The following is a 15,326-nucleotide window of genomic DNA, read 5'->3' on the forward strand; positions in this document are numbered from 1 at the left end:
CAACGCTAAATCCTGTAAAAGAGCAACAACAGCAAAGATTACAAGCCGCTTAATTTAGCTTGATGGTGACAACTACCTTGAAAAACTCCGCCAAGATGGTCTTCCATCTCAGCTTCTAAGGCAGTGTCGATAAAAGATTGCATGAGCTGCTTTTGAAAGTCTTTGATGTCATCAAAGCTGTTCATGCTACCAGCCATTTGCTCGGCCAGTTTTTTAAGGTCAGATTGAGTAGTCATTGCTTATTCTCCTGTTAGTGGATTATAAGCAGTTACACAGAGTTTGGGAAACTCCCGAAGTTTGTGATGCATTAAAGATGGATATAAAGGATTTAATTTGACATTATATTCTCAAAAGAACTAGGTTTGTTATCGATACATGATTAGATAACAAACCTAGTGTTTAGTAGTCTTCTCAACAAATCAAAAATTATATTTTTGTTCTCTTAATTTGAAGGCAGTATTCCCCCCTTCGAGAATTTCACAAACATGTTCTTTTATGGTTTTAGATTCTAAAATAGATGCATGTTCAGAATTAGACTTAACGTCCGACTCAATACTACCAAGCTTATATTCAAACTTTTTACCGTTATTATTAGGAGTTTTAGATCCGTGTTGATTCGCAACAATAATCTGCTCACTATCAGCGTTAACCACAACATTCGCATTATGTGTTACTAGAATGATTTGTCTTTTGGATTTCTTCTCTTTAATGTATGTTACAAGTTCTGTATAAATTGCTCTGTTATCCAAATCATCTTCAGGTTGATCTATTATTATTGGACATTTTCTTTCGCTGCATTCTAGGCTTAATTTTAAAACTACAAAAGCTTTTTTGCCTTGTGACATCTCAATATAACTATCGCCTTCATAGAGAACATCATAGCTAAGCTTAAACCAAGTCGTAGTTAAGAAGTCGGAATGAAAATTCTCTTCTGTAAAGCCTGATTTCAGCTTAATCGAACCCTTTTTCAATGCTTCACTGATATCGATAAAACCCACAAATAGAGCTTCTACATCAAGAAATTGTAAATTTGCATAGTTTTGTGCTTTTTCTGGTTGTTGATTAATATACTTGACTATAAACTCATTAAACTTGTCGCTCTGAAACTTTGGAATAGGTGATATTTCTAAGCTATTATCCTCAAGCACTTCAATCTCTTCAGTTAGAAGTAAAGGCTCCTTATTTATTAAACTCCAATTATCATGAGCTTTAGTTAAAATTATGCTAGATTCATGTCTAATTTCATTGATCTCATCTTCTAACTGCGTGATAACTTCAAGCTTTTGATTTTCTCTAGTTTTTTGGATTATTAATGGCTTTATCGACTCAGTAGCTTTAAGGTACTGCTCTATTTGGATAAACTCACTATCTGTATCTATTAAAGAAATTTGCTCCTCATAATAATCCTTAGTATTATCTAGAGCTAGTTTTGCTGCTTGCTTTAACTCTTCAATTTGGGCTTCAACAAACGTTTCGATATTATTAAGCTTTTCTTCTGTAGTGTTTTTTACATATTGGTAAAATGGATTATCTAAAAATGGATTGCTAATTTCTAATACATTTTCTACGGATAGATTACTTATATCCTCTATAGTGCTTTTAAGAGTGGTGAGATCATACTCCAGCTTTTTCAAAGCAGCTTGTTTTTTACTATGCTCTTCAAGATCATGCTGAGTATAGCTTCCAACACTAGACTTGTTTATTAACTGATTTAATCTGTCAATCTGCTGTGAAATATCGCTTTTATTTCCAATGCTATTTGACTGTTCAAGCTTTTGGTTGATAAGTTCTTGATTACTAAAATAGATCGAAAGCTGACTAGCATTTTTTTGTCTCAACCCTGCAATTTTTTTATCACTATCTTCATAGACTTTCGGGTTTAATTGGAACAGGATATCTTTAACTATACTTTCAATACCTTCTTCATGTGTTTTATGAAACATATGACCTTGATAAAAATAATCTATAGACCTTGTATCATCTTCCTTGTTATCCTGCCAAATTATTTTAATACAATCTGAAATTTCTTGAACATGATTTTCTGGTTCACCATTTTTCAGAGAACTAGGAGCAACCTTGTTAGCGATACACTGGACTAAGGTAGATTTGCCAGAAGAACGTCCACCAATAATAGCATTAAGGTTTGGATTCAAATAAAGAACGTTAGTACCTATGTTTTCATGATTGATTTCAATTCTATCAATCACCTCATAGTCTGTCTTAGGTTCTGGTCTATTTAAACCTATATATACACGAGTTTCAGGCTCATGTAATATCTGTTTCAGACCTTCAAAAGATGGTTCAGCCTTAATCCAACAATATCGTTGTTTATCTGGTTCAAATAATTTGTCAAGATTATGTGCATCACTACCATGAATACAAGGTTTAAATGAGCCAAGTTTTTTTAAGAATTCATCTTTATTTTCACTTTCTTTACCTAGGAAAAAATTTATATCTTTAGGGTTTGGTGAAAAAATTACATCAGATAATTTATAGATTGATTCTCGGAGCTTACTCAGAGTAGAGTTTTCGGATTTTTGAAAAAATCTTTCATGACCTTGATATGATGAATTACCATCCTTATTGGAATTAGCGACCGTAATAATACAATTATCTTTAAAGGTTGGCATCTCTTGAAATGCCTTTATTATGTCAGATGGGTTTAATATAAAGTTGCTAACTCCTTTTTTAAGTGCTGCTTCATCATCCAATACATAATTATTATCTACATCTTTTCCCAAGCGTATCAGATCATTCCTATCAAGGCTATAAGTCTTAGTGTCAGAGTAGATAAATTTTAATAGTCTGGCAAACTGTGACTCGTAAACTTCGCAATAATCTGGATCTAATAGGAGATGTAGATTAATCAGTCCACCTTTATCAGTGCTAGGTGTTACTCTTAATTCAACATTTGGTATTAAGAATATTTTACCGATCCTATTTTTTTCTATATCATTAAAACTCTGATTAGTATGTACTTCAGTCTGGAAATGCTTAACTTTTTTATAATTTTCAACATTAAAATAATCAGTAATCCCTATTACTTTAATCTCTTTCTCTAAAGCCTTTTTAAATAATTCGACACAAAAATTTTCAAAAGTTATATCACCAAATTGATCGTTTTTAGCAGTTCCTTTTGTATGAACATGTAAATCCCAACGACCCCATTCTGAACCTCTATACATGTTAACGTCCTTATTATCCAATGAAATGTTACAGTTATTATTTAGTTTGCTCTTATTATTGACGCATCTTCCTCTATCTAGCCTGATCCAACGCCTTTTTAATAATATCCTTCACCAAATCATCTTGAAACTGGGTACTAAAACTCACACTCAGTCCATCTGACTCCATTTGATTAAATAAACGTTCAGCGTGCTTTATCTTGCGATTTTCCTCTGCTCTCAGACTATCAGACGATGAAGTGTCTTTGGTTTCAATGATTAAATTGAGCGTTTGACCTTTATCAGTCTCAACAACATAAGCAAAGTCAGGTGAGTAAGTACCACCCCCAGATATTGGTATTCTGATCGAATTTCGGGGAATCTTACTAAATACTGTAACGTGCTTTATATGCTCTTTTATATTTTCCTTTTCTAAAGACGAATCATAAAAAATATCTTCAAAAAGAAAGGCATCATCAGGCTTCCCTTCATCATAACGAACGCCAAGCTGACCAGATTTTAACTCGAGTAAAGGTGAGCCAGTTGAATCTGTATAGCTGGTGGGGTGCACTTGATTAGATATGATGTTATAGCCGATCTCAAACTTCTGCATAGCATTCTTGAACAGATATAGCTTTATCCCATCAGCAAACTTACGGATAGTCTGGATGTTCAAATAGTCATTAATGTCGAGACCTTGTTCACCTTTATCTTTTAGATGCTTGAGCGTAACGAACGCTTTATGTAAGGTTGGCAGTTTTATGTATGTTTTTTCAGATAACTGACGTAAAAAACTACCGTAACTCATGGTGCTGATTTTTGCGAAGTCTTCCTCATCATCATATACACTCTGATAACCAGCTTGATTATTGTGGATATGAAGCTTCGATACTTTTGTTACGAGCCCAGTCTTACTGAAATTATCAGCAGCAATCTCTTGCTTGAGATAATCCATGAGAAGCTTTTCATAGAAATTGCCCTCATCTTCAAACTGGTATTCTAAAATGGCACGCTGGTTAATCAGCTCCCATAACTCCTTAAGTTCTTCATACTTACCGACTCTAACTTTGGTTGTCGCTTTTGTGTCCTCTTTAGACTTATTCTCAATCTTGCCTTTTTTAAGTGCTTTACCAAAGGCATCAGGATAGAGGTCTTTAAGGGCTTGATAACCACCCTCTAAGAACTTCTCGTCATCATCAATTAAGTTTTGGTCATAAAGTTGATTACTGAGCTCTCTTTTACTCACTTCATAATGATTTTTGATTTGCTCAACTAACTCATTACTTAGCTCCTCTGGCACTACTTCTGAGACAGAGGTCTGATTAATCTCTTGAGTCAGCTCCTCTACAAAATCCTTTTCTGTAAAGTCGACATAATAGTTTAAGCGAAAGTCATCGGTCTTCTCCCTCGCCATGTGTTCATTAACAGGAAGACGCAGCCCTCGACCAACTTCCTGTAATTTAGAAGTCGTACTACCACTTGAACGGAGCTTACAGATTTGAAAGACGTTTGGATTATCCCATCCTTCGCGTAGTGTCCATTTAGAGAAAATAAATCGTCTAGGGTTATCTAGTGACAATAAACTTTCTTTATCATGCAAAATTTCGTTAATCTCAGCTTCAATTTTTTCATCGTTACCCGTGTTATCTTTTGAAAAATAACCACCATGGGTCAGGCTGACATCTTTAATAGTACGTTCTAAATACTGTTTATAAAATGGATCTGTTTCTTTAGTAAGATACGACTTAGCTATTGCTAGTACCCAAGTCTCAAACTGTGTTTTTAAACTACCAGCAAGCTCATTACCGTCTCTATAACCCTCGATATCATCAATAAAGAACAAAGTTAACGGTTTGATACGAGGACTGCGGGTAAGCAGTTCTCGCTCCAGTTTAAAGTGCTCTTTGATAGCCTTTTGAATCATACTGTCTTGAAGTGATTCATGATAAGAGTATGGGTTAATACTTTCGTCTTTTTTAAGCTCAATACCGTTACTAAGCACTAAAGTAGTTTTATTTAATTTTTCAATATTTAGACTATGTATCGCTGAATGGATGCTTGAAAGTGAATCATCACTACCAAGTATATGGCGAGTCTTAGTACCATTTTCGCTAAGCTCAAACTCGGCTTCTTTACCATCTAATGACTTTAAAGTGAGCTTAGCGTTGTCATTACCTGATAAGGTTTCAACATAGGCGGTAACTCCTTTGACTAGGTCTTGGTTAAAGGCATCAACAGCAGTTAGATGGTAAATGAGGTTTTTATACTCATTGTTGAAAGTTGCACCATATCGTAGCGTGAACTGAGCTTCTAAGTTCGATATACTTTTCCAAGTTTTACCAGTTTGTGGAAACTTATGCGGCTCGTCTATGATAACGACAGGGTTGATACCTGCTAAAGCATCGATGGCGCGATCGTATTTCTCTCCGAGCAGTGCTCGATCAAATCTTTCTTCTTGAATAGTAGGTGAGTTAATCATGCCTTGGTTAATCACCAAAACGTGAATTTTACTTTTGTCACCGTGACTGGCATTGACAAACTGAGTCACAGACTCTGGCATATAGGATCTTTTGCCTTTCTTACTTTTTTTGCTTTCAACCACGTAAGTGACAATTTGCTTATCATGATATTCACCTTGAAAATCATGGCGAAAGTGCTCACGCAAAGCGTCACTCTTTAGGAAGTTTACCGTACCAGCTTTAATAGAAAGAGTAGGCACGACGACGATAAACTTAAACAGCCCATAGATTTTGTTAAGCTCATACATGGTTTTGGTATAGGTATAAGTCTTACCTGTACCCGTTTCCATTGATATATCAAATACAGGGTCGTCACTGCGTTTATCTGTGCCAAATATACCGTTATCTTTTTGCACTTGTTCAATATCAGTGGCTAGCGCTATAGCTTTAGAACTGATCTTAGGGTTGATATATTGATTGATGGTATAGTCTCTTGAAGAATGAAACTCTACATTCAAAAACGATTTGATTAACGCAATAATCGCTTTTTCTTGGTGAGGTAGATTTGGTTCGAAATTAAAGCCTGCCATGGACGCTCTCGTATATATGGTTAAAAAAGAAAACAGCTATCAAAAACTTAGTATCTGACAATAATATTGATAGTGATCTTCTTTTTGTTTTGATAGCTTTTGATGGCTTCATTTAACTCCATCTGTATAGCGGTATCGAAGTTGTAGCCATTGACTATGATTCTATCTGGCGCAAAACTTTTATCTTCATCTAACTTGTCTAACAAGCACTTCAAATTTTGAGTGCCAAAGTCAGATGCGATTAGATATAGGTTCTTATTAACCAGCTCGGCGTTATAGCCCTGTAAGCCTATACTTATAATGTCTGCAGTTAGCTCATTGTTATCGTAAAGCATCCATGTCGCTAGCAGCGCTTGGTACTGCTCATCGCTTAATACCATATCGTCAAATAAGCTTTCATTGGCAACTTCAAAATCATCATCTATCTTAGGACGAAAGTCATTTATGGTCTCAAAAACTTTAAAACCTAGATCGCCCTGATAATCTGGATTTTCTTTAGTAATTTTTTCAGCTACTTTCGTAATACGAGCTTTAGTAATATCGAAAATAGTTTTGTAACCCGCTTTATGAGGGGCCTTGGTGTTATCAGTAGGCTCTGGCAGCTGCATACAAATAAATTTCCGGTTACAGTTATCACTTATATTCAGATCCATAACAGCATGGGCAGTAGTACCTGAGCCTGCAAAAAAGTCTAAGACAATAGCATCCTGAGAGTTCTGCACCGATGCAATTAAGGTTTTGATAAGTGACGTTGATTTTGGTCTTGAAAAATAGCTCTTACCCTTAAATAGTTTCTCTAACTCAACACCACCATCACTTTTAGTCGATAAAATCGATCTAAGAAGGAACTGTTTTACTTCTTCTAAATATGTGATTGAACTAGGCTGAGTGTTTTCGTCGGCTGCAAACCAGATTCGACCGCACATAAAACTACCATCGTGAAGCTCTTTTATATCTGTGTATTCATTGTCTATCCTTTTTGCTGCTTTATTAAAAGTATCTAACTTCCATCGCCAGCCACGATCAGGCATTTTTACTGGATTTCCTGTCTTAGGGTGAGGTATTACGTAGTCAGGCCCAAATGTATCTTGATTTGGCCAGCTCATATTTATTTTTCCCCATAACTGATAATGCTCATCCATGGAGTTATAAAGCGTTATACCTCTATCATAATCATTTTTCTTATAAAATCTTTTTATTTCTTTTTCTGATTCTGAAATGGGTTTTTTGTCTTTCTTCAGTTTTTTCAATAACTCTTGTATATCGTCAAGCCCCTCTTTAGGCATTAAAAACTCATGTTTTAGACTTGAATTTTTTGCATAAAGCAGGATGTACTCATGAATGTTTCCAATTCCCTTATCATTTTTAGGGATTCGTTTATTCCAGCAAATACATTCAATAAAATTAACCTCACCAAAAATCTCATCACACAAAATTTTTAATTGAGAGAGCTCATTCTCGTCAATGGAGATAAAGATCACGCCATCGTCGCGCATGAGTTCACGAGCAATATACAGCCTTGGATACATAAAGGTTAACCAAGCGCTATGGCCATTCGAGCCTTTAGCATTAAAACTAAGCGTTCGTTCCGCTTCAGCTTTATCGATACCTGCTAGTCGGCTCAAATCATCTACTGTGAACTTGAAGTCATCTTTATAGACAAACCCATCTGACCCCGTATTGTAAGGAGGATCGATATATATCATCTTAATTTTTTCACGGTAGCCATTGACCAAATGCTTCAGCACTTCAAGGTTATCGCCTTTAATCAGTATATTACCGCTATCACTGTTTTCAACGCTCTCATTATGTGTTGTATCAGGTTTTAGTAGCTTTTGAGGAGGTAAATTGGTTAACAGCCTAGCATAGGCTTTACCAAGCCAGTTTAAGCTATATGATTCCTTGACCATATCTACTTCGTTGGCTTTTACAACTTCCATCATCTTTTCAGGCTGAAAATGGCCATCCTTATCGAAACATTGAGGAAAATGTTTCTTTAAGATAGCAATTTGTTTGCTATTTGCCGTTTCAGTTTCATCAAAGAGAGTTTCGGTAGGCAGGTTGGTCATGATACTTCCTAGGGTGTAAGGTAAAAGGAGCGCTTATGTAACTGCTTTGGCATTATGACAAAGCCAATCCATCCAAACAATGATAAAGATATTTTAAGCGACATATACTGACGCATGTGCGTGGCTGATATGCACTGCAAACAGATTAACCTGATATTATAACTTTATAAAAATCGATAGTCATGAAATAGGAGTAGATAAGATGATTGAGATAAAAGGGCTGGATCAACTGGACAAGACATTAAGTGAGTTGGGCAAAGTAACTAGTGAGCTTGAAGGTGAACTAGGAGGCATACAGTTCGATGCGGAAAGTGCTGAAAGCATTGAGTTAGCTATCGTTGAAATGGAAAACATGGTTGATAAAAAGTTCGAAAATTACGCTTCAAATCCTGTGGCTATCGACATGGCTGACGGTATCAAGGCAGAATATAGGCAGAATATAGGCAGATGATTGTAGATAAAGCAAGTGAAGCAAGAATACAGGCTGATAGTGAGGAGAATAAAAATGGCCGTTGATCTATTCAAAAAAATTGATAATACCGTGTTAGATCTCCAAGCCTCACAAAGCCAAACCTATGAAGGGTTGCTTGAAAAGCTAGCTCAGTTGTTACGCCATGAAGACTTACAGCCTTTTAATAAAATACTTACTAAAAATATTAATTTAGAACAATTTCTAGAGGCGAGCTATGCCACTCAGCAAGGAATGTTTGGCACTAGCAGACTACAGTGGACTGGTAACGATGAACAAGACCTGGGACTAAAGTATGCATTAGTTCAAAAACTAGGTGATGATACAAGTTATGCGTCAAATTTTGCATACGAATTTTTTAGTAGCCGCGACAATAAAATAATCTCCTCTATTCACAACTTAGTTAGAGGGCTAATAATTCCCTTTGTGCGCGACTACAAAGAATATGTTGCTTCAAATAGCAAAATAGAGCCTGAGCTTAAGACACATGATGCTAACGCTGTAGCTCAATTTAATAGAAAAGTATTTGTCGTTCATGGGCATGACGATCATGCAAAAGAAATGATGGCGCGTTTTCTAGAAAAAAATGATTTTGAAGCTATTATTCTTCATGAACAGGCAAGTGGTAATAAAACGATTATTGAAAAAATTGAGCATTATGCGGATGTGGGGTTTGCAATTATATTACTGACTCCAGATGATATGGGTAAATCGAAAGATGCAGATAATTATCAACCTCGAGCACGTCAAAATGTGATTCTAGAGTTAGGTTACTTTATGGGCAAACTCGGTCGGAACAGGGTATGTGCATTTAGATCAGGTGATTTAGAAATTCCGACAGATTTTAGCGGTGTTATTTGGAACCCATTAGATAATGCTGGTGCTTGGAAACAGTTACTATCAAAAGAGCTTAGTGAAGCAGGCTATGATTTAGACAGTAATAAGCTTTTAAAGTCCTTAGGGTAGATAAGTTTATCTCGAAAACAGGCTATCTAGATCCACTTTCTGGAACGGGTAGCTTATACAGTTTGCTATAGCTAAGTACTGAAGGCTATCTAAGTCTTTGCAGTTATCATTGGTACTCATCAACGGAGAGTCACGTAGTGAAAAGTACAGGTCACCATATAGCATACGAAGCATCTCTATCAATTTCTGATGGTTATACAGGATTACAGAGTAGAGATGAGTATAACGCTGCTATTATGCATATCTTTGATTTGATAAAAGCTTCATATACCTTATTAATGACTGACAGTGCAGCACCTTCGCTATTTTTATCTATTACTGTATTCGAAGAAATTGCTAAAGTTCACGCTGGGCACATGCGCTCAAGAGGAGAGCTAGAAACGAAGCAAAGAGTAAAGCGATCGAAAGACCCTCTCTTTAATCATGGCAAAAAGCATAGGATCTCTATCGACCCTTTATTTTTATCTTCTGAACGCTTATATAACAGTATTGGTAAAGAGAGAGTTGAAGAGATAATAATGAACTATGAAACAGGGAAATACTCAGCTCTTAGAGAAAAGTCGTTGTATTTTAGTCGAACTAATGAAGGTTTGCATATACCCTCTAAATTCATAAGCATTAATTTATCAGCTGAACACCTACTGATAGCTATTGAGCTATTTGGTGAATTATTTTGGGGTATGACAGCTGTTGCTTCTATAGCAAGTGATGAAACTGATGCGATTTTTTTAAGAGTGACAAAAATACTCATTCAATGAAAATTATATAATTATGCTCGTTTTTTATATTAAGCATCCGCAATCATTCAGCCAAACCTAGAACTGTATCCAATCGCTTTTGCCATCGTATAAAATCGTCACTACTTTCAGTAAGTTCGAGCATACTTTTAGGATGGTTCAAGGTGTACACATCGTCAAATTTTTTTAAATAACTGGCCTTAGGCCAACGCAGTGATCTCTTAACAACTAAGCTCAGAAACTCATCCATATGATCGTCCCAGTAATCTAAATCATTGATTTTTATTATTAAGGTCGATATTGGCTTAGAGTTGTCAGTAGTATCTATCTCTAAAATGACGAACTGAGAAGTGTCAGTTTTGACTCTTACTTCAAGTAAAGACCGTCTATTGCCGTCCATCGTTCTATGTAGCCTAGAGCGCCCAACAGCAGGTAAAAAATGTAGTTTTTCAGTACAGTCAGTCTTAGGTCGTTCTGATAGCCTCTTGATTAGTAGCTTAAAGGCTTCAAATCGTTGCATATACAGTTCTAAAACATCGCTGTCATCCTCAAGCCCAGAGAAGTCTGCTTGGCATGCTGTGCCGTCAATTGTGGCCTCATCTGTACCAAGATCTAGTTCTACTAACTCTTCATAATCTTCAGTCTCTGCTCCTTGTGCGCCTGGAACTCTTTTTTTGACAACTTTTCGAGTTTCTATTGGAGTTGCAAAGCTAAAGGAAGTTGTTGGCACCTCTATCGTTTTCGGTTTAGTGTCAATATCTGCTTCTTGCTGATCATCAATAGTATCACTACTTACTGAACCATTTGGCTTAGCTACGTTACTTGTACCGCCGCCTCTCGTACCAGCTTTGAATTTCTCACTATAAAATGGCACTTTTTTGGGCAAAGAGGAGAGAATATTACTGATGCCTATAATTTCATGAACATAGTAATTGCCAGTATCCTTGTGCATCCAACCTCTAGTGTCTAGTGAGAGGTTATCAAGCCGTGGCGGACTAAATTTAAAGCACCATGTCTTCTTGTCTTCAGTTTCCTGAGCTTCTTCAATAAAATTTTTGGCAATACTTTCATAGGAAGAACGCGCATTTTCATCTATTAGTATCCAAGCCAGTAAGCGTCTCTGTCCTTCGTGATCAAAAGTTTTTAAAGGTAGAGAGCTTATAGGCAAAACATTTACCAATACTGAATCATTTGGCATGTCTTGAATCCAAAACTCTCTATTGAGTAATCCGTGATCAATACAGTTTCGAGCAAGATAGGCATTATGAAAAAATAACACTCGTGCAAACTCAATCTGAGGTATATGGACTGTTACTGTTGACTCATCTGGTCTGATATAGTCAAACACAAAGGTATTACCGCCACTTTCTGAATCAATGCCTACTTGCCAATTAGCAGTAGAGACATTACTCAAAACAAATGGGTAGCCACCTTTACGAGACTGCCCATCTGAAGGGTTTATGACTCTTCTTTTCGCGAGAGCTGGTAGATTTGATAGTCTAGTATGTAATATTTGATTTTTCCTAGTGCTTGTTACGTATAGCTCAAGATTCCATGTCTTTAAGTGTTTAAACTTGAAAATATTAGCAACGTACATTATTTTCGAGTCTTCAGGGAAACCTTTAGCGATCATATACTCACCTTGTTTATTCGCATATTTGTAATACTGTATGCATGCTCTAGAAACCTACTAGACTCAGGAGTAATTCGCTCATCACTCAATTTAGCCAGTCGTAATATCTCCCAGCGCTGTAAAGTTTGATTGTTCGATATACTATCAATTAATACCTGGCTTAACCGTCTTATTTGATAGTTACTAACGTCTTCACTATATCTATCCAAAAATGCTGAGACTAGAGGCAGCTTATCTTGATTCTTTTCAATCATTGAGACTGAATCAGTTTGATTCATCCACCACTTTTTTGATTTACGAGGTAATGTTAAGTCGAAACATGTGTGATCGTTTATTTTGATCAAAGACCTCACAAACTCGTTATCTCGCTTTTGCCAATCTACAGTAAATCCTTTAGGTATGTGACGTTGATGGTAGTTTTTGTTTGTATTAATAAACCATGTCTTATCGTTACGATATAGCCATGCATAAAGAGCTTTATTAACTTTTCTAGCTTCTTTAATCGATTGGTGTTCTTTAATCAAGTCTAACCATAGGTTTCGATTTGACTTTATCAATTCACTGTCGGGCTTTATGGTATTTTTCGCTTTTGTAATTTTACCAGATAGGGTGGTTTTCTGGCTTTTCACCTGCATTATTATTTCTTCAAAAGTCCATTCTTGCTCCAATAATGAACTAATAGCGATAATATGTTCAAGATAACTGAACGATTTACGATGTTTACGAAAAATACCGCGAAGCCAACCTGTTTCACTGTTAAGTCTATGAAGATTGTTCGTTTCCAATAACTCTAATGGCCATCTATTTTTTACCTTTTCTAGTATACGAAGGTGGTCGATATGTTTAGACCCTCTTATACAGTTACTAGATCGAGCTAAACCGTGGTAAAAAGCAGTCCACTGCTCAAAAGTCGGAGAAGATTGTTCAGCTAAGGATAAAAGCTCAGTTATTTTAGAAATGAGGAACCTATTATTTTCATTGACACTTCCTTGTGGATTTATATTACAGTTATGTGGAGTAGGGGCAATAAAATCATGACGGGAGTTAGGACGATATTCAACTGAAGAATCCGCTAATGATCCATGCTTGCTACAACAAGTTATGCCTGGAATTTGCCACATACGTGACCAATACCATTCACCATAATCTTTAAACTGCTCATTAAAACATTGTGGGCAGTAACGGATATATTTTACTGAGGGCAGTCTTGATGCATTATTCCCTATTGCTAAGTGAATAGCGCCTTGCGAATGATTAGCCATCCATCTCAAACATTCTTGTCGCCTAGACTCAGGGATAAAAGGAGCATACAAAGGAAAAAGCGTATGCTGGTATGCAATATAATTCAGATTAAAACGGTTATGAGGATAGTGATTCGCTATTTTAGATAAATGGCATGGCAAATCAACAGTTGCAACTACTCCTCTATCTTCAAAAACATCATCTAATAACTGCTTTGGACTAATCAATCCAGCTCTAATCTTATACCTAGCAACTGTGCTATAGATCAATTCTTGAGGGTATGGCATAGGAAGATTAATCATACTAACTCACCTTAGGTAGCCAGTCATTAATATCAAATATTAGCGATGTAAAATCTTTTAAGTGCTCATAAAATGAATTATCTTTTTCCTTTTGAGTGAACTGATAACGTAAATCTTCAGAGTCAAGCGTATGCCAATCCTTTGGTTTGATATAATTCGATTTTTTGGTACGATTAATCGTTTGAGAATCATCTTTTAAATTGCTGCTTCCAACTTTAACCTCTTTCGACCATTCTAAAATAATAGACATCAACTCGGGCATAGAGGCTTCAGGTAGCTCAGAAACTGCTTTTTTAACTGTAGGAACTAGTACAGGGGAGTCTTTCCCCATATCGACTAACATACGATGTAATCTAATGCTTAGTTCGCACCCCTGATATTCTGATACCTCATCGAACTCAGACTTCTTTTGATGTAGCTTACTTTGGAGCTGCAGTAACTTTTTATCGATGTCGGGTATTACTAGATCTGAAAACTCGGCAATTTTATCTGCTCTACCAGATTGCAAGGCTTCTATCATAGGATGTATAGGTCTTAGATCTTCATCGTAAGTGGTCTGCAGTAGTTTAACCGTAATACGTTCTATCCCTGAATCTATAGCTCTGAGCTGAGCTAGTACAAAAAGCTTAACTACGATATCTAAAATACCTTGTGACAGATCATACCAACGACTTCTTACATCGTCAGATAAGACAACATCTGCTTTTCTCAACCATTGATACTTCCACAAATTATCCGTAAACCTGTTCCATTCAGATTTATATGTTTTGCCATCTGCTAAAACTATATTTGGTTCTTGTGCCATCTGCTCCCAAAAAACTGAGCCAAAACCTGCTCCACGTCGAGCTGATCTTAAGTCTCCTTCAAATATAAATCTAGCTTTTGGTGTTCCAACCATAACGACAGGAAGACCTACCGTATTTACTAGCGTCACAAAAAAATTCAACATTTTCTCAGCACCGCCAGACTTATTAACACTGAGATGTTGTATTTCGTCTATTACTAACAGTCCGATAGCATGGTGATTAGAAATCTGACGCATCAAATTCAATAAAGTTTCAATACTATGTCGTTTTAGCGCATACTTTTTTTCATAATTAGAGTCTAAAGCTTGGTCGATTGCTCTAAAAAAGTGAAGGCATAGGCTTTTAAGTGAGCCATCGTGTGGACAATCTACTCTTAAGTAAACAATTTGAGTGAAGTTTAATTCTGAATGATAAATAACTTGAGGATAAGTTGATAGAATTTTATTAAGAGTGGTCGTTTTACCACTACCTGAGCAGCCTATAAATGCCAAGCTACGAGCTGTAGAAGTCGCTGTAGGAAACCTAATCACATCGTCCTCACCAGACATTAAACGCTCATAGCCATTTTGAAGATGAGTATTTAAAGAGCCGTCTTTAGGATTGCGTCCAACATACCCTTCACGAATCATTATTGATAACTTCTTCTCAAGATCAATATGACGGTTGATAGGCTGAAAAAACAGACCCATCATTTGAGATATCAAATGTGCTCTAATAGAAGAGGAAGCCTGACAGTAAGAATGATTGAGCTTTATACTACCTTTAAGTTTTTTGACCACTTGTTCTGGTTCTAGAATGTCAGGCAGTGCCTCAATAAAGGGGTTCCCTTTGTAAGAACCAAAGCTTTCTTTATAAACTGCATTAATTATTACTGTCTCCAACATTCTGT

Annotated in this window: 9 protein-coding genes and 1 pseudogene; 3 read left to right on the forward strand and 7 right to left on the reverse strand. The window is 36.3% G+C overall.

The features are described from left to right. Positions 1-89: 89 nt before the first annotated feature. The 4 genes and pseudogenes from JFC07_RS04030 to JFC07_RS04045 form a co-directional block, all read right to left on the reverse strand. A pseudogene (locus JFC07_RS04030) lies at positions 90-236 on the reverse strand (transposase); the annotation flags it as partial. Between the two features lie 183 nt (positions 237-419). Then, positions 420-3,185: a TrlF family AAA-like ATPase gene (locus JFC07_RS04035; RefSeq protein ID WP_198328207.1), complete on the reverse strand. Its 2,766-nt coding sequence runs from the start codon at positions 3,183-3,185 to the stop codon at positions 420-422. Between the two features lie 73 nt (positions 3,186-3,258). Next, positions 3,259-6,213, reverse strand: a complete 2,955-nt coding sequence (locus JFC07_RS04040; RefSeq protein ID WP_198328209.1) for a type III restriction-modification system endonuclease — start codon at positions 6,211-6,213, stop codon at positions 3,259-3,261. Positions 6,214-6,260: 47 nt separating this feature from the next. Next, entirely contained in the window at positions 6,261-8,282 is a 2,022-nt protein-coding gene (locus JFC07_RS04045) for a site-specific DNA-methyltransferase (RefSeq protein WP_198328211.1), read from the reverse strand. A 202-nt stretch (positions 8,283-8,484) separates the two neighbouring features. Here JFC07_RS04045 and JFC07_RS04050 point away from each other — a divergent pair, with 202 nt between their 5' ends. The 3 genes from JFC07_RS04050 (at position 8,485) to JFC07_RS04060 (ending at position 10,475) form a co-directional block, all read left to right on the forward strand. Beyond that, on the forward strand, positions 8,485-8,733 hold the full coding sequence (locus JFC07_RS04050; protein ID WP_198328212.1) for a YuaX family protein: 249 nt from the start codon (positions 8,485-8,487) through the stop codon (positions 8,731-8,733). A gap of 54 nt (positions 8,734-8,787) precedes the next feature. Then, positions 8,788-9,717, forward strand: a complete 930-nt coding sequence (locus JFC07_RS04055) for a TIR domain-containing protein (protein WP_198328215.1) — start codon at positions 8,788-8,790, stop codon at positions 9,715-9,717. 137 nt (positions 9,718-9,854) lie between these two features. After that, positions 9,855-10,475 carry an AbiV family abortive infection protein gene (locus JFC07_RS04060; protein WP_198328217.1) on the forward strand — a complete coding sequence of 207 codons (621 nt, stop codon included), beginning with the start codon at positions 9,855-9,857 and terminating at the stop codon, positions 10,473-10,475. A gap of 43 nt (positions 10,476-10,518) precedes the next feature. Here JFC07_RS04060 and JFC07_RS04065 read toward each other — a convergent pair whose 3' ends face one another. The 3 genes from JFC07_RS04065 to JFC07_RS04075 are packed head-to-tail and all read right to left on the reverse strand — an operon-like array spanning position 10,519 to position 15,321. Beyond that, a complete protein-coding gene (locus JFC07_RS04065) occupies positions 10,519-12,087 on the reverse strand; it encodes a Tn7-like element transposition protein TnsE (protein ID WP_198328220.1) in 1,569 nt (522 codons plus the stop codon). Further along, entirely contained in the window at positions 12,084-13,631 is a 1,548-nt protein-coding gene (locus JFC07_RS04070) for a TnsD family Tn7-like transposition protein (RefSeq protein ID WP_198328222.1), read from the reverse strand. The genes JFC07_RS04065 and JFC07_RS04070 overlap by 4 nt, the downstream gene beginning before the upstream one ends. A gap of 1 nt (position 13,632) precedes the next feature. Further along, positions 13,633-15,321: an AAA family ATPase gene (locus JFC07_RS04075; protein WP_198328224.1), complete on the reverse strand. Its 1,689-nt coding sequence runs from the start codon at positions 15,319-15,321 to the stop codon at positions 13,633-13,635. Positions 15,322-15,326 lie beyond the last annotated feature (5 nt).

The sequence above is a fragment of the Psychrobacter faecalis genome (assembly GCF_016107575.1).
Lineage (GTDB): Bacteria > Pseudomonadota > Gammaproteobacteria > Pseudomonadales > Moraxellaceae > Psychrobacter > Psychrobacter faecalis.